Genomic DNA, 18,385 nt, shown 5'->3' on the forward strand with positions numbered 1-18,385 from the left:
CTCCCCATCTTTTGGCCAGTTTCCGGGGTGGTTTAAGCTACTCTCTGCCCCTGCTGGTCGGTTTCGATCTGGTTGAAGTAGACCACGGCGGGCGGCTGTCCGCCATGGGCGGCGTGAGGCCGCTGGTGGTTGTAGAAGGTGATCCATTGGCCAACCCCGGCCTTCGCCTGCGAGCCCGTCTCCCAGGCGTGCAGATAGACGCACTCATACTTCAGGGACCGCCAGAGGCGTTCGATGAAGATGTTGTCGAGACACCGGCCCTTGCCGTCCATCGAGATCCGGGTGCCGATCCGTTTCAGCCGGTCGGTCCAGGCGAAGGACGTGAACTGCGACCCCTGATCGGTATTCATGATCTCGGGCGGGCCGAAGCGGTGGACCGCCTCGTTCAGCGCCTCGACGCAGAAGTCGGCTTCGAGCGTGTTCGAGATGCGCCAAGTCAGCACCTTGCGGGTGAACCAGTCCATGATGGCAACCAGGTAGAGGAAGCCCCGCCGCATCGGAAGGTACGTGATGTCGGCGCACCAGACCTGGTTGGGCCGTTCCACCCGCAGGCCACCCAACAGGTAGGGGTAGGTTTTGTGCCCCTTGGCCGGTTTGCTGGTGTTCGGCTTCTGATAAATCGGCATCAAACGCATGAGCCGCATCAGCCGCCGGATACGCTTCACGTTCACAGCGTGGCCCTCGTTCTGCAGGTGCCAGGTCATTTGTTGGACGCCGTAGAACGGGGTTTCGAGGAACTGCCGGTCGATCAGTTGCATGAGCGCCAGGTTCACTGCGGTCTCGCCCAGCGGTGCGTAGTAGAACGACGACCGCGAGATCGACAGCAGGCGGCATTGCGCCCCGACCGACAGCGTGGGGTGAGAGCGTTCGATCATCCCGCGCCTCACTTGCCGGTCCAAGGCTTGAGCTTTCTGGACAAAAAATCGTTGGCGACGGCCAGTTCCCCGATCTTGGCGTGAAGCGACCGCACCGTCTCCTCGTCGACCTCGGCCTTCTTCTTCCCGCCGCGCTCGAAAATGTCAGATGCGCCTTCAAGCAGCGCGCTCGCCATTGTTCTTGAACCAATGGCGCACAATGGCTCGCTCCACTGATGGATCATGGTCGGATGCACGCCGTATTCCGCGGCCAGCTCCGACACCGTGCGCTCGCCCTTCAGGGCTTCCAGCGCCACGCGAGCCTTGAAGCCCGCGTCATGGTTCCTGCGTTTCGACATGTTCTGATCTCCTCGTTCTTAGAGACCAGCAGACGTCAGATAGTAGCTTCCGTCACTGTCCGATTTTCGGGGAGGAGCTCATTCATCTACTTCATGATTTCCACCGGGATGAGTGAGTCCACCCTTGAGTACTCGACACGAAAATCATCAAAGCTTGGCTTCCAACGAGAAGAAACCTCCCACTCCTCGCATCGCGTTCCGTTGGTTGGAGGCAATTCCCAAGAAAACGATCCGTAAGTCTACGTTGGCACCCATGCGACACCCAGCGCGCTGATGTAACTGCGAGCCAGATTTCAAAACTCAACAAATCATTGTTTTTGTTTGATTTTTTGGTGCCCGGGGGCGGAATCGAACCACCGACACGAGGATTTTCAATCCACTGCTCTACCCCTGAGCTACCCGGGCACGGGGAAGGGCGCTGCCCTTCGGGTGGAGGCGGTTTAGTCGAGGCTCGGGGAAGTGTCCAGTGCCTTTTTCGACCTTCGCGACAACAAATTTCAGTCCGCTTTCTCACCCCTTCCGAAGATCGCTCCAAGCCGCTATGGCTACGCCCATGGCCTTGCAGTTCGATACCCTTCAAACCCTTCTCGACCACGGTTACGACACCGTCATCGACGTGCGCAGCCCGGCGGAATATGCCGAGGATCACGTGCCCGGCGCCATCAACCTGCCGGTGCTCGACAACGAGGAGCGGGCGCGGGTCGGGACGATGTACAAGCAGGTCTCGCCGTTCCAGGCGCGCAAGCTCGGGGCCGCGCTGGTGTTCCGCAACGCGGCCAATGCCATCGAGACCGCGCTGTCCCATCACGATGGGGCGTGGCGGCCGCTGGTCTATTGCTGGCGCGGCGGGCAGCGCTCGGGGTCCTTTGCGTGGATGCTGAAGGAAATCGGCTGGCGCTCCGAGACCATCGCCGGCGGCTACAAGACCTTCCGGCGGCTGGTGAACGAGGCGCTTTACACGGCGCCGCTGCCGGTGTCGCTGATCCAGCTTGGCGGCTACACCGGCACCGCCAAGACCGCCTTGCTGCCCCGTCTGCGTGCGCGAGGGGTCCAGGTTCTGGATCTCGAAGGCTTGGCTTGCCATCGCGGGTCCCTGCTCGGGGACATGCCCGGTGGTCAGCCGTCCCAGAAGGCTTTCGAAACCGCGCTTGCCTGTGCGCTGCTCGATCTCGATCGGGGGCGCCCCGTGGTGGTGGAGGCCGAGAGCAGCAAGATCGGCGAAATCGTCCTTCCGCCAAGTCTCTGGGACGCCATGAAACGCGCCCCCTGGATCGAGGTTTCTGCGCCGGTCGGGGCGCGGGCGGCCTATCTTGCGCAGGCCTACGAGGACATCCTGTCGGACGCGGAGGGCCTGCGTGCGAAGCTCGCGCCGCTGCGCTTTCATCGCGGGCACGAGGTGGTCGACCACTGGAACGGGCTGATCGGGGCCGATGACCGGCTGGCCCTGTGCGCCAGCCTCGTCGAGGATCATTACGACCCGGCCTATCGCCGCTCGATGCGGGCGGTTGCGCCGCGCTACCTGGCGCAGGTGGAGACGGAACGGCTGGATGAGGCGGCGCTGGATGTCCTCGCGGGCCGTATCGCCGAGGTGGTTCAGACCACGGTGATCTGACCCGGCACATCCGTGATGTACCCGATGATGGCGGCCGGGTGCCCGGTGGCTGACAGCCCGGCCAGGCACCCGGCGGCCTGCTGCGGCGGCACGCAGGCGAGCAGTCCACCAGCGGTTTGCGGGTCGAACAAGAGGGCGTGGCGCGGGGAGTCTGGAAGCCAGGGGAGCGCGGCGCGGTTCTCCGGATAGAGCGTGGAGCGCACGCGGCGGCCGGACAGCGCGAGCGCGCCCGCCATGAGCGGGACCGCCTCCAGCGTCAGCGACGCGCCCACGCCCGAGGCTTCGCAGATGTTAAGGAGGTGCCCGGCGAGACCGAATCCGGTGACATCGGTCATGGCGTTGGCGCTCGCGAGGAGGCGGGCGGCGTCGCCCTGCGGGCGGGTCATGGCCTCATAGGCGGCGGCGATCCAGTCGCCCTCCGCCTCGCCCGCCATTTCGGCTGCCATGAGCACGCCTGCCCCGATCGGCTTGGTCAGGATCAACGTGTCACCCGGCTGGGCTCCGGCGATGGTGATCGGCGCGCGCGCGCACAGCCCGGTGACCGTGAAGCCGATGGTCAGCTCCGATCCTTGCGAGGTGTGGCCGCCGACGATGGCGGCGCCGGCTTCGGTCAGGACGGCCTGCGCCGTTTCCATGATCTCGCGCACGGTCCGTTCCGCGAGGGCAGGGGACATGCGTGGCAGGATCAGGCTGCAGGTTGCGGCCTGCGGGTCCGCGCCCATGGCCCAGATGTCGCCAAGCGCGTGGATCGCGGCGATGCGGGTCATGACAACCGGGTCGTCCATCATGGCACGCAGGTGGTCGGTGCTGATCACCTGTCGGGTGTCGCCCATGGTGAGCAGGCCTGCGTCGTCGCCGCTGACGGTCGTGACATCGGGGCGGGCCGCGTCCGGCAGGGCAGTCAGCGCGGCGCTCAGGGCACCGCGGCCGACCTTCGAGCCACAGCCGCCGCACATCGGTTTGGGCCCAAGCGCCTGCACCACGCCGGCGGCGTGTTCCCGCGGGATGGCGGGGGCGGGCATTTTTGGCAAGTCTTTGAATTTTCGCATGAAGGTCTGGTCTATGTGATCCTTCCAGCGCCAGAGCAGCGGGCCGGAGAGGGTCAGCCCGAACCGATCAGCAAGGGCCGACTTCGCGCCGAGCGAGATCAGTTTCAGGTAATCTTTCTGCGGTCTGTAGGGGCGGAGCGTGCCGGTCTCGGTCAATTTTGCCCGCAGGTTGTCGAAAAGCACCGGCGCCTGGCGCACGGCATAGACCCCGGCCTTCGGGCGCGGATTGGTCACCATGTGCGCGCAATCGCCCGTGGCGAAGATCGCGGGATCGGAGGTGGCAAGAGTGGCATCGACGTCGATGAAGCCCTCCGTTAGGGCGAGTCCGGTGTCCGCGAGCCAACCGTGGGGGTGTGCGCCCGCCGCGCCGGTGATGAACCGGGCCGGGACAAGCGTCCCGTCCGCCAGGTGCAGGCCCGCGTCCGAAACCCGCGTTATGCGGGCCTGTTCGCGCAGCGCGACGCCTGCCGCGTTCAGGGCGTCGCGCAAGCGGGTCGCGGTCTGTTTCGGCAGGGTGGACAGGGCCGTGTTCTGGTCGACGAGTGTGACGCGGCTGTCCCGGGCTTCGAATTTCATCGCATGGGCCAGCGCCAGCGCGATTTCGGCACCCGCGACCCCGGCACCGATGACCGCGACAGACCGCGGCGCATCACTCTCGCGAAAATCCCGCCAAGCCTGCGCGAAGGCGCCAAGCGGCTTGGCCGGGACGGCGTGTTCGGCGAATCCCGGCAGGTCTGGCATCCGGCTGGTGATCCCGATGTCGATCGACGCCAGGTCGTAGCCGATCGCGGGGCGACCCGGTACGAAGACCTGCCGCGCCTTTCGGTCAACGCCCGACACTGCGCCGAGCACAAGGCGCGCACCGGAAAAACGGGCCAGCTTGACAAGGTCGATGTCGAGCGCCTCGCGTGTGTAGTGTCCGGCAAGATGGCCGGGCAGCATCCCGGAGTAAGGGGCCGTCGGCCCGGGATTGATGACCGTCAGCCGTACGCCGGGCAGAGGGCGCATCCCCCACATGCGCAGAACGAGGGCATGGGTATGACCACCACCGATCAGAACGAGGTCCCTTGTGAACGGCATGGTGTCTTGCATGGTTTGCGGCTCCCGGCTTCCTTGTCCGGACCGGAGGGCGCGGACAGCAAAGCCATGCCACAATCCGGCGACAATTGCCCCGGGGTGTCGTGTCGCATTCACCGCGGCTGGGTCCCGCTTGCCTGGCGGCGTCTGGACGCCGACAGCCTCCGCCCGTGTCAGAACAACACGATGTCGTCCTGCTTCTGCCGCGGGACCGCAACGGGTTTGACCGGAGCGACCTGTTCGATCTGGCCCTGCACGGTCAACTGCCGGACAAGTCCCGTCGTCGGCCAGAATCGGATGCGCCGCGCGGAGGTGCCGCCGGTGCTCTCCGCAAGGCAACGGATGCCCTCGTCCTTCAGGAACTGATGCGCGAATGCCGCGTTCGACGCGCCGATGTTGCGCAGGTTGCCCATCATCTTGGCGCCGCCGAAGATCTTCGCCTCGAGCCGATGCCGCTCCGCCGACTTCTTGAGGAGCCCGTTGATCAGCAGTTCCATGGCGTTTGCCCCGTATCGCACGTTGCCCGCATCGCTGCCTTCGCCTTCGGGAAGAAGAAAATGGTTCATACCCCCGACCTTTGCCGTCGCGTCGAAGAGACAGACCGCAATGCACGAACCCAGAACCGTGGTCAGGATCGTCGATGGATCGTTGGAAATGACATAGTCCCCCTGGATCACATTGACCAGTTTTTCCGCTGTCGTAGTCATGGCTGCGCCCTCTGTATGACCCGCGTCGGTTTGAGCAGGGCCGGCCCGATCCGGTCGAGCGGCAGCACCGCTTCGGCGGCACCGAGCTCGATTGCGGACCTGGGCATGCCGAACACGACGGATGTTGCTTCGTCCTGCGCGATGGTATGCGCCCCGGCGTCTTTCAAAACCTTCAATCCATCGGCGCCGTCGCGTCCCATCCCGGTCAGCAGCGCCGCAGAGACCTTGGGGGCAATCGGGGCGGCGGAGCGGAACAACATATCCACCGAGGGCAGGTGGCCCGACACCGGGTCCCCGTCCTGCATCGTCACGGCAAGGCTTCTTCCTGGCTCGAGAACCAGGTGACTGCGCGTTCCCGCGCCGATCAGGACCTCGCCTCTTTGCAGCATGTGCCGACCGGAGGCGAGCGTGACCGAGGCGGCGCATTGTCGATCCAGCAGGCTGGCGAGGCTGTGGCCGAACCCGGCGCCTGTGTGCTGTACGATCACGGTTGGTGGGCAATCCGCGGGGAAAGTGGACAATACTGTTATCAGCGCATCCACGCCACCGGTGCTTGAGCCGATAAGGATGACCTTTTCACAGGCGTTCTCATGCGGCACGCTTGTGACGCGCATCGTCGACGTCAAGTTCGGGGCAGGCGTATCGGTTGGCCGTCGCGGGATTTGCGGGGTGTGTGGGTGGGTGTTCGACCGCGTGAGGCTGCGCAACTGGTTGGCTATGACCTGCGGCGTCGACTCCGACGGTACGGCGAAAAGGTCGGAGCCTTGAGGTGCCCCGGCCGCTATCGGCCGCCGCAGGCTTTGCCTGTGGTCCGGATCGGTCACCACCAGCCACCGTACATCAAGCGCCGAAAACAGCCCGCGCATGACCTCGAACTCGGGCAGTGCCGCAAGACGGCTCGAGATCAGGACGGCTTTCGGCAGGCTGATTTCCACCTCGTTGTAGGTGTTCATCAGATCGGCAGTACAGGCGATGACCTTGAAGTCGGGCAGGTTTTCCACAAGCGCGGCGAGACGATTGCGCTGCGCGGGATCGGCAATTGCCACGATCGTAGGCTTGACTGTCGTCACGTCTCGCTCCTTTGTGCGCGGCGGTCACGAAAACCCGGCCGCGCCTTCTTGATTTCACGTCATCGCCAGCGCCTGCCGGGCGCTCAAAACAACTCGGCGTGGTTGCTCCTCGACGCCGTCTCGTCACAGCCGCCGCTCAGTCGAGCGGCCATATCGCGGAGCGTCAGGGTTGCCAGGGCATCCTTGACGCAGACTTCTCCGATATCGGTCGTGTTCATCGAGAGATGTTCGAGATAGATGGACAGAGCTGTGATCGACTGCAGCAGGAAATCAACGTCCTGTAGCGTGCCGATCGACTGCGCATCGAGCTTGACCGCGGGATTCTGGTACATCACCTCGAGCGTATCCTCGAGCCGCTGTAGCCTGTTCTGCAAACCGCGCAGCTCGGCTGCCACGCGGCCTGTCGCAAAAGACAGGGGCTGGAGGTGCTTTTCGACATCCTTCATAGGCGCCCCACAACGCTTTCGATGCACTGCTTCATGGACGCGGACGTGAAAGGCTTCTTGATCATGTTGTTCAGGCCGAGGCGCTTGGCCTCGTTCACGATTTCCGGTGTAGGCCGGCCGGTCACCAGGATGAAGCCCATCTTCTGGGTGGCCGGTGTCGTTCGAACAGCCTTCAGCAAACCCAGGCCATCGAGGCCGGGCATGTTGAAATCCGAGAGAACAAGGTGAACCGGGGTGGAGGCAAGCCGTTCGAGTGCGCGTTTGCCATCATTCTCGGTCACGTAATTCTTGATGCCGATTTCATCGAGCGCCTGGGTGATCAGGCCCCGGCTGGTCGCCATGTCATCGACAACCATGATACGAAGGGATTCTTTCAAACCCATGATGCTCTCCTATTGCATGTGCGCGGCCCGGTGGGGCGCAATTTTTTGGTAACTGGTAATGCCGACGCCGCTGAGCATCTGCATGGCGGGGCCGGTCACACGTTCGGAGTGGCCGATGAAGAGTAGACCGCCCGGTGCGAGCATGTCCGCAAACCGGTGCCACAACCGTTGTTGGGTCGCCTGGTCGAAGTAGATGGCGACGTTTCGACAGAAGATTGCGTCGAAAGGACCACGGAACGGCCATTCGGCAATAAGGTTAAGCTCGGCGAAGGTAACGAGGCCCTTCAGTTCCTCGCTGATGACGATCCGGGCGTTATCCTCGACGCTGAGTTTCACCCATTTCTGCCGGAACCGATCCGGAATCGAACTGGCCTCCTCGGCTGGATACCGGCCTGCTTTCGCCTTGGCGACGATTTGTGGGTCGATGTCCGTCGCCAATATCTTGACGTTGTGACGGCGGGCTTCGGGCATCATGTCCAGCAGGGTCATGGCAATGCAGTACGGCTCCTGACCCGACGAGCATCCGGCGGACCAGATTCGGAGCCGTTTTCCGCCCCGCGCACGTTCGATCGCCGCCGGCAAACAGTCGGCACGCAGCATTTCGAAGTGATGGTTCTCACGAAAAAAGCTCGTCACATTGGTGGTCAGCGCCGAAATCAGTTCCAGCCGCTCGTCGGTCTCGTTGGCTTCGTTCAGGAGCTTCAGATACGCGGGAAAGCTCGCGATGTTTCGTGCCTTGAGGCGCCGGGACAGCCGGGAGTAGACCAAAGGTTTCTTGCTCTGCGCGAGGCTGAGACCGAATTCGCGATGCGCCAACTCGGCGAGCGCCTGGAAGTCGGCGTCGCTGAACGGCACATCCGCGGTTCCCGGTCTGCCCAGAGGTTGGTTCATCAGGCAAGGCCCTTTCCGGCATCGAGGACGGCGTCGAGGTTGACGACCCGGACCATGGCTTCATCGACGGAGATCATGCCAAGAATGCTGTGCTTGGTGGCATCGGACTTGATGTCCGGCGTTTCCTGAATCGCACTCTTCTCGACCGACAGGATTTCCGAAACGGATTCGACCAGCAGCCCGATCGTGGTTCCGCCGACGGCTGCCACAATGACGACGTTGCGTTCGTTTGCCGGCGTCGTGCCGAGACCAAAGCGGGCGGCAAGGTCGAAGATCGGGATCACCGCACCGCGCAGGTTCATGACCCCCAGCACGTCCGCCGGCGTATGCGGCAGCGCGGTCACCGGCGTCCATCGTCTGATTTCCCTGATCTGCGTGATCTCGAGGCAGAAACTCTGCCCACCGGCCGAGAAGGTGATGAACTCGAATTGCGAGTCATTGCGGACTTCTGCGGGTTCAGCCATGACGAAGCTCCAATCTGGTCTGCTGCATAAGGGGATCCATGCCACCACCGTGGCCAAGGCGGATCAGTTCTTCGGGATCGAGGATCAAGGCGATCTTGCCGTCGCCGAGGATAGTCGCCGCGGAGACGCCGGGAATGGCGGTATAATTGCTCTCGAGGCTCTTGATGACCACTTGGCGCTGATCGTGGATCGAGGACACGCGAAGTGCCGTCAGGCCGTTGGCTTCGGTAGAAACAAGCAACAGGATCCCGGTCTTGCTGCGATCCGGCCTGTCTCTGAGCCCAAGGGATTCCGCCACATCGACGATGGGCACGTAGGAGCCACGCACGCTGACGACTTCGGAGTCCGTGCCGATCACGTGGATGTCACGCGCATTCGGACGGATCGTTTCGAGGATCGATGCAATCGGAATGACCATGGTCTGGTCCGAAACCGAAATAACGAAGCCGTCCATCACGGCCAGGGTCAGGGGGAGGACGATGGTAAAGGTCGTCCCTTTGCCTGGTGTGGAACTGATCGAAACGCGCCCGCCGAGGGCCTGGACGGCGTTCTTGACAACGTCCATGCCGACACCACGGCCAGAAAGGCTCGACACCTGACTTGCCGTGGAAAATCCTGGCAAGAACAGGAGGTTGTCGATCTCGGGCTCGGACAGCTCCGCCTCCGGGGCGACCAGACCCTTTTCGATTGCCTTCGCGAGGATGCGTTCGCGATTGAGGCCGGCACCATCGTCGGCAATTTCGATGAAGACGCTGCCGGAGCGATGCGAGGCCGAAAGACGGATCGTTCCCGTCGGATCCTTGCCTGCAGCTTCGCGATCCCTGGACTGTTCGAGCCCGTGATCGACGGCGTTCCGCACCATGTGCGTCAGCGGGTCGGCCAGGCGCTCGATGACCGTCTTGTCCACCTCCGTCGAGTCGCCGACGGTGACGAGCTTGGCCTTCTTGTTCGTTGCATCGGACGCCTCGCGCACGATCCGGGACATCCGCTGGAACAACGGTTTGACCGGCTGGGCGCGGATGGCCATGACCCCTTCCTGAATGTCCCGCGCCAGCAGCTTGTAGGCTTCCAGCTCGTTGGTCAGGTGCGCGACTGTCGGCAGGTCTAGCTCTTCGATGCGCTGCGAAATCATGGCCTGGTTGATGATCAGCTCGCCAACCGTGTTGATCAGCCGGTCGACGCGATCGAGATCAACCCTCAGGGTAGGCTTCGGACCGCGCGACTCCTTTGATTGCGCGTTGGCCTGGGAAGCCGGGTTCGGGGCGGTCTTGCCCGTGTCGCTGGCCCGCGGCGCGGGCGCGGCTTGCGGTACACCGGGTTCGGCGGCTTCCGCTGCGGCGATCATCGGTTCGGCCGCGACAAGAACCGCGGGCGCAGCAGGCCGCGCAGTTGCATCGCCGACGGAAATGTCCAGATCACACAGGCCTTCGACGAATTCGAAGACCTCGTGCAGCGTGGTTTCCGGTTCCGACGTGCTCAGTTCCAGCGTCCAGCCAAGTACGGAGTCGGATGGATCGAAATCATCGAAGGCCGGAATCCGGCTCAGATCGACCGTCGCTGACAGGCTGCCCAGTTCGGCCAGCGCATCGAAGATCAGCAAAGGCTCGTGACCGTTTTCGTACAAGGCCTTGTGTGGCCTGAAAGAGATGTGAAAGAGCCGCTCGCCGCCCGGTCCGTCCGTCGGCAGGTCGAGTTCGAGGGGAGCCGGATCGCCGATGTCCAAAGTCATGGCCTCGAACGAGAACTCCTCCTCGGCACCACCTGGTCCGAGATAGCTTTCGAGTTCCTTGATCAGTCCGGCCTCGTTCGCATCGTCGATCTCGGTCTCGTCACGGGCCGAGGCCACGAGATCCGACAGCATGTCCCCGGACCTGTGGAACAGGCTGATCAGCTTTTCATCGACGCCAAGTTCCCGGCCGCGCACTTTGTCCATGACCGTTTCGAACGTGTGGGCGAAGTTGACGAGGCGATCGAGCGCAAAGGCGCCCGCGCCGCCCTTGATCGAGTGCACCGACCGGAAGACCGCGTTCACGACCTCCATGTCGTCGGGCGACTCCTCCATGTGAGCGAGTCCTTCGACCAGGGCTTCGAGGAGTTCTTCACATTCCTCGAAGAAGGTATCTCGAATGGAATTTACAGACATCAGCCCACGTGCCCCGTCAATCTCTTGAGAACCGACACCAGCGAGGCGTCGTCGAACGGTTTGACGATCCATCCGGTCGCCCCGGAATTCCGCGCCCGCCGCTTCAGCTCGTCTGAGCTTTCCGTCGTCAGGACGAGGATCGGCACCGTCGTCTTGTTTGGGCCGCTTCGGAGCGTGTCGATCACGCCGAAACCGTCCATGCGCGGCATGTTGATGTCGGTGATCACCACGTCCGGATCGACATCGGGAAAGACCTCGACCCCTTCCTGACCGTCTTCGGCGGAATGAAATTCGAAACCGGCGCCCTCCAGCGAGACGCGCAGGAGGTTTCGGATCGTGCGTGAATCATCGATGGCAAGAACCTTCGTTGTCATTGCGGCATCTCCTTGTCGAAATGATCGGGCTTGAGCCCCAGTCGCTCCAGGCCTTCGCGAAAAACCGGCGTCATGTCCGTGACCCGGAAATCTGCACCATCGGCCATCCATTGTTTCTCTGCTACAAGCAGAAGTTGCAGCCGATGCGCATCGAGACGCTGGACATTCCGCGCGGAAATCGAGACCGGCGCGTTTCGGGCGCTCAGCAGGAAGGGAACGAGCGGATCCTCGCCCGACCTTGCCCGCGCCGCCCCGAGAGCGTGAAAGTTTAAGTCCTGCATTCTGAAAACGCTCCTTCATGGCCCATGCGCACCAGTGTTCGGCACAATTGACAGTCAGAAGAAATACGGCTCCTCCCTTAATAAAGTGTTCCGGAAACTGCGGATTTCCGGCCTGTCTTGTTGCGGTTCTTCGAGATGGATTGCGGCGCGACCGGGCTGCCCTGCGGTGTGGCTCTGCCCTGCGGGAGGTTTTTCAAGTCATTGATACTGAAAAGAGTTCCGAGTGCATGGGCCGGCGGGTCATGCCGCACTGGGCAGCCTCGGCGAGCGACATCCGGGTGTCCCGCGCACTCAGGACAGCAGAGTCCGGAGAATTAGAAACACATCCGAGGCAACGCCCGGGACGGCGGATCGGCGCGGCACGATGCGGTGTGCGCTTTGCACCCAACCAAGCAAGCATGGCCGCCACGCGCTGGAATCGTCCCGTTGGGCCTCGTGGCGGCGGGTGGCGCGGTGCACCGCTTTTGCGCATCCGTACTGAGGGGCGACCGCGCCTGCCGGGTCTTTCCTCAAGGTCCGACGCCGACGGTCCCGCGACAAATGGCGAAAAGGACCACGCCGGTTCGCACGCATGGCACTGATTTGCGGGTGATCGCAAGATGGGCTTTGGAGGCAGTCAGGCAATCGACGCACAGGGGTCGAGTGTTCAAAGACGTCAAGAAAGGCGGCCAGGGTCACCGGGCATCTCGAAGGGATCGCACCTGCCGAAACAGACGCCGATTTGCCCAGGCGGGAGCGCATTCAAGGGAGAAGGACGAACGTGACGTTCAATACTAGTATCACCAGCGCAGGCTGCGCTTTGGATCGGGTGACGCCATGTGTTTGAAAGTAAATGGAGGCGAGTACCGGAATCGAACCGGTGTACACGGATTTGCAATCCGCTGCGTCACCACTCCGCCAACTCGCCAGAGTGGAGGTCTGATTATGAGGTTCCCCGGATTTCGTCAAGTCGATAAAACCGCCGGACGGCTTGCGGTAACCGCCCATTTGCCATGACACTGTCAAATCGTCCCGCACCCGTCTGTGGACATTGCTGTTTCGTGACGGCTGTGGCATCAGATGCGCATGCAGCACCCATGATCAAGAACGGGAGAGCCGGGTCGATGACTGATTTCGCCACACGTCGCCGCATGATGGTCGATACGCAGGTTCGGCCGTCCGATGTCACGGAGTTTCCGATCATCGACGCCATGCTCAACGTGCCGCGCGAGGTCTTCGTCCCGCGTGAGAAGATCGAGGCGGCCTATGCCGATGCGCCGGTCGATCTCGGCGGCGGGCGGGTGCTTCTGGAGCCGCGCACCTTTGCCAAGATGCTCGATGCGCTGAATCTGACCAACCGGGACTTCGTGCTCGATCTGGGAGTCGGCTACGGCTATTCCGCCGCCGTGATCGCCCGCATCGCCGAGGCGGTCGTCGCGGTGGAAAGCGACGAGAGCCGGATCGACGAGGCGCAGACGCTGCTGACGGACATCCACGCGGACAACGTGATTCTCCACGCCGCGCCGCTGACCGAAGGGGCGGCCGAACATGGGCCTTACGATGCGATCATCGTCGAGGGGGGGGTGGAGGAGCTGCCGGAGGCGCTGCTGGACCAGCTCAAGGACGGCGGGCGGATCGCGGTGATCTTCATGCAGAATGCGCTTGGAACGGTGCGGATCGGCCACAAGATCGACGGCGCCGTGACTTGGCGGTTTGCCTTCAACGGCACCGCTCCGGTGCTGTCCGGCTTTGAAAAACAGGCGGCTTTCGCCCTGTGATGCGGCGGCCCCGACCGGGGCGACCGTGGCCGTCTTTCCGCAGGTGCTGCAGAAAAAGCTAACTTTTTTCCTGTCTGTTGTGTGAATCCCGGCACGCAGGTAAACTCTTGCGCGAGGCGAGAGTGGATAAAAAGAATGTCTGATCCTGTTACGAACATGGAAATAGAGGACGTCCTGTCTTCGATTCGGCGTCTGGTTTCCGAGGATTCGCGGTCGAAGCGTCCGAGTGCGCCCCGCCCGGTGGCGCAGCCCGACAGGCTGGTCCTGACCCCGGCTCAGCGCGTGTCACAGGAGTCGGAAGCGGAGGCAGCGCAGCCTGCTCCCGCGGAACCGGTGCTTCTGACCAATCCGACGATGCCCGGGGATTCGGAGCCAGCCGCGGCCGAGGCTGCGGTTTTGCCCGTCGAACCCGTCGATGAGGCGGTGATGGATGCGGATTTCGGCGTTGCGGCAGCCGAGGCGCGCCTGAACGGCGGGGCTTCGGTCGGGCTGGATGCAGCGGATGCGGATCAGGACGAGACGGATCTGGACGAGACGGCACCGCTGATGGCCTTTGCCCGGAGCCTCGCCGAGGCTGGCCGGGAGGCGGAGGAGCCGGAGGTCGCGGAAGCGGACGTGCCTGACGAGCCCACCGGGCGGCCCAGGCTGGAGGCGATGATCGCGTCCGTCCGGCAAGCCGGGCAACGGCCGGTCACCCTCGATTTCACCGACGACGAGCCCGAAACGGAGGCCGTGACCGCCTCCTCCATTCTCAGCCAGTTGGTCGAGCGGGAGGTCACCCGTGTTCTGGCGGAAACCGTGGAGGACGAGTCGGCTGCCCTGGACGAGGACCCGCACGACCACGCCGAGGCGGAGGATCTGTCCGACGCCCTCGATGCGTTCGAGCCGGGCGACCTCGAAGCCCTGATGGCCGAGGACAGCATGGGCGGGGAGGACGGGGCCGGCATCGTGGCTTTCGAACCTACGAAAACCGGCGCGCTGGGCGGCCTGCGGGATCGTCCGCTCACGCTTGAGGACAAGATCGCGGCGCTGGAAAAGCTGGTCGGGAAGTCCGTCGCGGTGACGACCGGGCCGGATACTGCGGACACCGTTCAGGCGCCGCAGGAGCAGGCCGGGGCCGACGCGGCCATGGACGCGCCGGAGGCCGAAGCCCCTTTGTCCGCTGCGGACGCTGCGCCTCTGGTCGATCCGGTGGAGACGCCGGAGCCGGAGACCGTGGATGCGCCGGATGCCGAAACCATGACCGCAGAGGCCGTCACAGAATTCGATACGCTGGACGACGTCCCCGACGCCGCAGACGCGGAGGCCGCTGCCGAGCCCGTCCAGACCGCGGAGCCGGAGACCGCTGAACAGCTGCGAAGCGCCGCAATGGATGATGCCTCAGCGAGCCACGAGCCCGAAGTCCGCGAAGCGCCCACCTTCGTGCATCGCCCGGCCCGGGCGCTTGACTGGCAGGACTACGGCGAGGAAACCTACGCCGCTGGGATCTATGCCGATGCCTCGGTTGGGGCCACGTCGCTGGCGGATACCTACAGCGCCTCTCGCGAGGACGCGCTGGCCGCGCTCGACGAGGCGAGCCTGCGTCTCATGGTATCGGAAATCGTGCGGCAGGAACTGCAGGGTGCCTTGGGGGAGCGGATCACGCGCAATGTGCGCAAACTGGTCCGCCGCGAGATTCACCGCGCGATCATGTCCCAGGAATTCGACTGACCGGGGCCGGGGACGGGCCAGTCCCGACCTGACGAGACCGCAACAAAAAACGCGCCCCCCGGGGCGCGTTTTTCTGCCTGGCAGCACGTGGTCTGGATCAGGCGGCTTCGGCCTGTTGCGCGGCGGCGTTGCGACGCTCGCTTTCCTCGCGCGAGAGCGCGACAGAGGTGCGCACACCTTTGCCGACGAAATCCATCAGACCGGCGACAACCCGCTCGTTCGGGTCGATCCCGGCACAGGACAACACTTCCCGGCCATCACGCGAACGCGCCCAACGGGCGATCTGCTCCGGACCGTTACCGTATTTCTTGTCGTCCGCGATGGCATCATCCAGAGCAGCCAGAACCACAGCGGCAAAAAGCTTGCGCGCGCGGTTGCCTTGTTCGGCATTGAAGGCTGTTCCGTCTACGAAATCTTTCATGAGTCGACCTTTGATTATTGCTCTTGTGTTTTCGGGCGTGGAGGGCGTTATGACCTATTCGTCGCGATTCGAATACCCCATAAACGCATAGCTACCATGCGCCTTGGACATATCTTGAAGCAAATGCCACACGATATATCGTTGCCTTGCAAGGGCGCGATGCGCGAGATATAGGGGCCGTCAAAGATACGTCAACCTTTCGCCACGGTTTAGTCCCATGCCCAAGATCAACGGAAACGAAATTCGCCCCGGCAACGTGCTGGAGCATGACGGTGGCCTCTGGGTCGCGGTGAAGACCGATCACGTGAAGCCCGGAAAAGGCGGTGCCTTTGCCCAGGTCGAGCTGAAGAACCTGCGCGACGGACGCAAGCTCAACGAGCGGTTCCGCAGCGCCGACAAGGTGGAGCGGGTGCGTCTGGACCAGAAGGACATGCAGTTCCTCTACGAGGACGCGGGCCAGCTGATCTTCATGGACGCGGAGACCTACGAGCAGGTCCAGCTCGACGCCGAGATCCTCGGCGAGCGCCGCCCGTTCCTGCAGGACGGCATGACCATCCTCGTCGAATTCTACGAGTCCGAGGCGCTGAACGCGACCCTGCCGCAGAAGGTGACCTGCAAGATCGTCGAGACCGAGCCGGTCGTCAAAGGTCAGACCGCCGCCAACAGCTTCAAGCCCGCCGTTCTGGAGAACGGCGTGCGCATCACGGTGCCGCCGTTCATCGGGCAGGACGAGATGATCGTCGTGAACACCGAAACGATGGAATATTCCGAACGCGCATAACCCGCGCGCCGATCCGTTCCCCGTGCAACCGCCGGGGGCGAATTTGGAAAAGACAAGGCCTCCGGCTCAGACAGCCAGGAGGCCTTTTTCATGATATCCACCGTTACCGAGACCCAGCTGCCGGAACTGGTGCCGCTCTTCAGGGGGCTACCCGCCCATTCCGTCCCGGAAAGCCGCGGCGATGCCGCCATCCTGCACAGGCTCCGCGCAGCGCTGGCAGGCGATACGCGCTTTCTTGTCTACCGGACGGAGGGCGTGGTGCGGGGGATCCTCGCGTGGCGGCCGCATCTCGTTCCCGGGGACCCGCGCCGGATCGCTCTTGTCGATCACATCCACGTCGAGCCGATCCTGCGGCGGCGGGGGATCGCATCGCGGCTTGTGACGCGGTTCGAAGAGGACATCGCCGAGGCGTTCGACGGCTGGACGGTCGAGGCGCACGCCGTCAATGCCGCCTGCGCCGCGCTCATGCGTCGGCACCCGATGGCGCTGACGCCGCAGGACGCTGCGCTGTGAGGCTCAGGGCAGGCGGGTGACGGTCGCGCCGCCCGCCGTCATCGCCTCCCCGGCGCGGTCGAAGCGCAGGTAGGCAATGCCGGTGCCACCGGATTGCGTGTAGAGCGTCCCGGCGGATTTCTCCCCCGCGAGGATCTCCGTGCCGATCGGCGCGGCGCCGTCCACGGCCACCTTGGCCAGCCCCTTGCGCAGTTCGGTCTTGTGCTTCATCCGCGCGGTGACTTCCTGTCCGACATAGCAGCCCTTCTTGAAGTCCACGCCGTGCAGCCGCTCGAACCCGGCTTCGAGGATGAAGGTGTCGGGGGTCAGTTCGATGCCGCTGGCGGGCACGCAGGCGGCGACGCGCAGCGCGTCCCAATCCGCCGCCTCGCCCGGCTGCCCGGCATAGCCGCGCCAACCCAGAGACGGATCGCGCGGGTCGGCGAAGGCGCCCTCGGGCGGCTCTCCAAGGCCCCGGGTCACGGTGATGTCGGTCGGCGCGATCTCCACCTTCGAGCGCAGCTTGTACATCGAAAGCCGCTGTGCCAGCGCCGGAGCCTGTCCCGCGTCCGCGTCGAGCAGGATGTCCGCGCCATCCGGGACAAGGAAGAAATCCGCGATGTACTTGCCCTGCGGTGTCAGCAGCGCGGCATAGACCAGCCCGTCCTTCAGCCGCGCCACATCGTTGGTCACGAGACCTTGCAGGAATTCCGCCGCCGTCCCGCCACTGACGCGCAGGACCGTCCGTTCCTCGCCGCTCATGTCCGTCCCCTTTTGATCTTTTGTCCTGTCCTTGTCATATAGGGGCCGAAGCGACGAGCGAACAGGCCCCATGCGCGCCCCGATTACCATCATCATCCCGACATTGAACGCGGAACGCGGCCTGCCGGCCTGCCTATCGGCCCTGGGCGAAGGGCTGAGCGCCGGGTTGATCCGGGAGTTGATCGTCTCCGACGGCGGCTCCTCGGACGGCACAGTGCGGATGGCCGAGGCCGCCGGGGCGGAACTCGTATCCGGCCCGGCGTCGCGGGGCGGGCAGTTGCGGCGGGGGGCGGAGGTCGCGCAGGGGGACTGGCTCTTGTTCCTGCATGCCGACACGGTGCTTGAGGAGGGCTGGAGCGAGGCGGTTCTGGCGGTTCTGGCCACTCCCGGCGCGTATCATTTCCGCCTGAGGTTTGACGCGAAGGGCGTGATGCCGCGTCTCGTGGCGGGCTGGGCGAACCTGCGGTCGCGGCTGTTCGGCTTGCCGTATGGCGATCAGGGCCTGCTCATTCACCGCAGCCTCTACGACGCGCTCGGCGGTTTCGACGACATGCCGCTGATGGAGGACGTGGCGCTGGCGCGGCGGGCGAAGGGGCGGCTCCGGGTCTTGCCCGTGGCGGCCGTGACCTCGGCGGAGAAGTACCGATCGCAAGGCTGGCTGCGCCGGGGCGGGCGCAACATGATAACGCTGGCGCGGTACTTCGCCGGGGTCGACCCGGAGAGGCTGGCGAAGCGGTATCGCTAAAGCGTCC

19 protein-coding genes and 2 tRNA genes are annotated in these 18,385 nt (G+C 64.0%); 6 read left to right on the forward strand and 15 right to left on the reverse strand.

Going from position 1 to position 18,385, the window contains the following annotated elements:
* Nucleotides 1-32 precede the first annotated feature (32 nt).
* Both ACP159_RS12320 and ACP159_RS12325 read right to left on the reverse strand, forming a co-directional pair.
* A protein-coding gene (locus ACP159_RS12320) for an IS3 family transposase (RefSeq protein ID WP_425098180.1) occupies nt 33-1,213 on the reverse strand; the annotation gives its coding sequence in 2 pieces (ribosomal slippage) (nt 33-916 and nt 916-1,213; 1,182 coding nt in all).
* A gap of 330 nt (nt 1,214-1,543) precedes the next feature.
* A tRNA-Phe gene (locus ACP159_RS12325) sits at nt 1,544-1,618 on the reverse strand.
* Between the two features lie 148 nt (nt 1,619-1,766).
* Here ACP159_RS12325 and mnmH point away from each other — a divergent pair.
* Nucleotides 1,767-2,825 (forward strand): tRNA 2-selenouridine(34) synthase MnmH, encoded by a 1,059-nt coding sequence (gene mnmH / locus ACP159_RS12330; protein ID WP_425100248.1) that lies wholly within the window; start codon nt 1,767-1,769, stop codon nt 2,823-2,825.
* Here the strand turns inward: mnmH and selD are convergent.
* From selD to ACP159_RS12385, 11 genes are all read right to left on the reverse strand, one after another.
* Nucleotides 2,807-4,966 carry a selenide, water dikinase SelD gene (selD, locus tag ACP159_RS12335; RefSeq protein ID WP_425100023.1) on the reverse strand — a complete coding sequence of 720 codons (2,160 nt, stop codon included), beginning with the start codon at nt 4,964-4,966 and terminating at the stop codon, nt 2,807-2,809. The two genes, mnmH and selD, sit on opposite strands and share 19 nt — an antisense overlap.
* Before the next feature lie 158 nt (nt 4,967-5,124).
* On the reverse strand, nt 5,125-5,658 hold the full coding sequence (locus ACP159_RS12340) for a chemotaxis protein CheD (RefSeq protein WP_425100024.1): 534 nt from the start codon (nt 5,656-5,658) through the stop codon (nt 5,125-5,127).
* On the reverse strand, nt 5,655-6,728 hold the full coding sequence (locus ACP159_RS12345; RefSeq protein ID WP_425100025.1) for a CheB methylesterase domain-containing protein: 1,074 nt from the start codon (nt 6,726-6,728) through the stop codon (nt 5,655-5,657). The genes ACP159_RS12340 and ACP159_RS12345 overlap by 4 nt, the downstream gene beginning before the upstream one ends.
* 83 nt (nt 6,729-6,811) lie before the next feature.
* Nucleotides 6,812-7,174: a hypothetical protein gene (locus ACP159_RS12350; RefSeq protein ID WP_425100026.1), complete on the reverse strand. Its 363-nt coding sequence runs from the start codon at nt 7,172-7,174 to the stop codon at nt 6,812-6,814.
* On the reverse strand, nt 7,171-7,557 hold the full coding sequence (locus ACP159_RS12355; RefSeq protein WP_425100027.1) for a response regulator: 387 nt from the start codon (nt 7,555-7,557) through the stop codon (nt 7,171-7,173). The genes ACP159_RS12350 and ACP159_RS12355 overlap by 4 nt, the downstream gene beginning before the upstream one ends.
* A gap of 9 nt (nt 7,558-7,566) precedes the next feature.
* On the reverse strand, nt 7,567-8,448 hold the full coding sequence (locus ACP159_RS12360) for a CheR family methyltransferase (protein ID WP_425100028.1): 882 nt from the start codon (nt 8,446-8,448) through the stop codon (nt 7,567-7,569).
* Nucleotides 8,448-8,912 (reverse strand): chemotaxis protein CheW, encoded by a 465-nt coding sequence (locus ACP159_RS12365; RefSeq protein ID WP_425100029.1) that lies wholly within the window; start codon nt 8,910-8,912, stop codon nt 8,448-8,450. The genes ACP159_RS12360 and ACP159_RS12365 overlap by 1 nt, the downstream gene beginning before the upstream one ends.
* On the reverse strand, nt 8,905-11,055 hold the full coding sequence (locus ACP159_RS12370; protein WP_425100249.1) for a chemotaxis protein CheA: 2,151 nt from the start codon (nt 11,053-11,055) through the stop codon (nt 8,905-8,907). Before ACP159_RS12370 ends, ACP159_RS12365 begins: the two co-directional genes overlap by 8 nt.
* Nucleotides 11,055-11,429, reverse strand: coding sequence for a response regulator (locus ACP159_RS12375; protein WP_425100030.1), 375 nt, complete (start codon nt 11,427-11,429; stop codon nt 11,055-11,057). The genes ACP159_RS12370 and ACP159_RS12375 overlap by 1 nt, the downstream gene beginning before the upstream one ends.
* Nucleotides 11,426-11,710, reverse strand: a complete 285-nt coding sequence (locus tag ACP159_RS12380; RefSeq protein WP_425100031.1) for an STAS domain-containing protein — start codon at nt 11,708-11,710, stop codon at nt 11,426-11,428. The genes ACP159_RS12375 and ACP159_RS12380 overlap by 4 nt, the downstream gene beginning before the upstream one ends.
* 833 nt (nt 11,711-12,543) lie before the next feature.
* Nucleotides 12,544-12,617: transfer RNA gene (locus tag ACP159_RS12385), tRNA-Cys, on the reverse strand.
* Nucleotides 12,618-12,813: 196 nt separating this feature from the next.
* Between ACP159_RS12385 and ACP159_RS12390 the strand changes: the two genes are divergently transcribed.
* Entirely contained in the window at nt 12,814-13,467 is a 654-nt protein-coding gene (locus tag ACP159_RS12390; protein ID WP_425100032.1) for a protein-L-isoaspartate O-methyltransferase family protein, read from the forward strand.
* A 135-nt stretch (nt 13,468-13,602) separates the two neighbouring features.
* A complete protein-coding gene (locus tag ACP159_RS12395) occupies nt 13,603-15,177 on the forward strand; it encodes a hypothetical protein (RefSeq protein WP_425100033.1) in 1,575 nt (524 codons plus the stop codon).
* Nucleotides 15,178-15,274: 97 nt separating this feature from the next.
* On the opposite strand, the gene ACP159_RS12400 is transcribed toward ACP159_RS12395, so the two are convergent.
* Nucleotides 15,275-15,598 carry a DUF6280 family protein gene (locus tag ACP159_RS12400; protein WP_425100034.1) on the reverse strand — a complete coding sequence of 108 codons (324 nt, stop codon included), beginning with the start codon at nt 15,596-15,598 and terminating at the stop codon, nt 15,275-15,277.
* A 217-nt stretch (nt 15,599-15,815) separates the two neighbouring features.
* On the opposite strand from ACP159_RS12400, the gene efp reads away from it, so the two are divergent.
* Nucleotides 15,816-16,379 (forward strand): elongation factor P, encoded by a 564-nt coding sequence (efp, locus tag ACP159_RS12405; protein WP_425100036.1) that lies wholly within the window; start codon nt 15,816-15,818, stop codon nt 16,377-16,379.
* 90 nt (nt 16,380-16,469) lie between these two features.
* Nucleotides 16,470-16,892 carry a GNAT family N-acetyltransferase gene (locus tag ACP159_RS12410; protein WP_425100037.1) on the forward strand — a complete coding sequence of 141 codons (423 nt, stop codon included), beginning with the start codon at nt 16,470-16,472 and terminating at the stop codon, nt 16,890-16,892.
* Between the two features lie 3 nt (nt 16,893-16,895).
* Here the strand turns inward: ACP159_RS12410 and ACP159_RS12415 are convergent, their stop codons facing one another.
* Nucleotides 16,896-17,633 (reverse strand): YgfZ/GcvT domain-containing protein, encoded by a 738-nt coding sequence (locus ACP159_RS12415; protein WP_425100039.1) that lies wholly within the window; start codon nt 17,631-17,633, stop codon nt 16,896-16,898.
* A 70-nt stretch (nt 17,634-17,703) separates the two neighbouring features.
* Between ACP159_RS12415 and ACP159_RS12420 the strand changes: the two genes are divergently transcribed.
* Nucleotides 17,704-18,378 (forward strand): TIGR04283 family arsenosugar biosynthesis glycosyltransferase, encoded by a 675-nt coding sequence (locus ACP159_RS12420; RefSeq protein WP_425100040.1) that lies wholly within the window; start codon nt 17,704-17,706, stop codon nt 18,376-18,378.
* Nucleotides 18,379-18,385 lie beyond the last annotated feature (7 nt).

Source organism: Tropicibacter sp. S64 (assembly GCF_049803835.1).
In the GTDB taxonomy this organism is placed as follows: Bacteria; Pseudomonadota; Alphaproteobacteria; order Rhodobacterales; family Rhodobacteraceae; genus Pacificoceanicola.

What these genes read in the sequence shown, in the direction of transcription:
- mnmH (WP_425100248.1), top strand. Translation starts at nt 1,767, where the DNA reads ATGGCCTTGCAGTTCGATACCCTTCAAACCCTTCTCGACCACGGTTAC.
- selD (WP_425100023.1), bottom strand. Translation starts at nt 4,966, where the DNA reads ATGCAAGACACCATGCCGTTCACAAGGGACCTCGTTCTGATCGGTGGT.
- ACP159_RS12340 (WP_425100024.1), bottom strand. Translation starts at nt 5,658, where the DNA reads ATGACTACGACAGCGGAAAAACTGGTCAATGTGATCCAGGGGGACTAT.
- ACP159_RS12350 (WP_425100026.1), bottom strand. Translation starts at nt 7,174, where the DNA reads ATGAAGGATGTCGAAAAGCACCTCCAGCCCCTGTCTTTTGCGACAGGC.
- ACP159_RS12355 (WP_425100027.1), bottom strand. Translation starts at nt 7,557, where the DNA reads ATGGGTTTGAAAGAATCCCTTCGTATCATGGTTGTCGATGACATGGCG.
- ACP159_RS12360 (WP_425100028.1), bottom strand. Translation starts at nt 8,448, where the DNA reads ATGAACCAACCTCTGGGCAGACCGGGAACCGCGGATGTGCCGTTCAGC.
- ACP159_RS12365 (WP_425100029.1), bottom strand. Translation starts at nt 8,912, where the DNA reads ATGGCTGAACCCGCAGAAGTCCGCAATGACTCGCAATTCGAGTTCATC.
- ACP159_RS12370 (WP_425100249.1), bottom strand. Translation starts at nt 11,055, where the DNA reads ATGTCTGTAAATTCCATTCGAGATACCTTCTTCGAGGAATGTGAAGAA.
- ACP159_RS12375 (WP_425100030.1), bottom strand. Translation starts at nt 11,429, where the DNA reads ATGACAACGAAGGTTCTTGCCATCGATGATTCACGCACGATCCGAAAC.
- ACP159_RS12380 (WP_425100031.1), bottom strand. Translation starts at nt 11,710, where the DNA reads ATGCAGGACTTAAACTTTCACGCTCTCGGGGCGGCGCGGGCAAGGTCG.
- ACP159_RS12390 (WP_425100032.1), top strand. Translation starts at nt 12,814, where the DNA reads ATGACTGATTTCGCCACACGTCGCCGCATGATGGTCGATACGCAGGTT.
- ACP159_RS12395 (WP_425100033.1), top strand. Translation starts at nt 13,603, where the DNA reads ATGTCTGATCCTGTTACGAACATGGAAATAGAGGACGTCCTGTCTTCG.
- ACP159_RS12400 (WP_425100034.1), bottom strand. Translation starts at nt 15,598, where the DNA reads ATGAAAGATTTCGTAGACGGAACAGCCTTCAATGCCGAACAAGGCAAC.
- efp (WP_425100036.1), top strand. Translation starts at nt 15,816, where the DNA reads ATGCCCAAGATCAACGGAAACGAAATTCGCCCCGGCAACGTGCTGGAG.
- ACP159_RS12410 (WP_425100037.1), top strand. Translation starts at nt 16,470, where the DNA reads ATGATATCCACCGTTACCGAGACCCAGCTGCCGGAACTGGTGCCGCTC.
- ACP159_RS12415 (WP_425100039.1), bottom strand. Translation starts at nt 17,633, where the DNA reads ATGAGCGGCGAGGAACGGACGGTCCTGCGCGTCAGTGGCGGGACGGCG.
- ACP159_RS12420 (WP_425100040.1), top strand. Translation starts at nt 17,704, where the DNA reads ATGCGCGCCCCGATTACCATCATCATCCCGACATTGAACGCGGAACGC.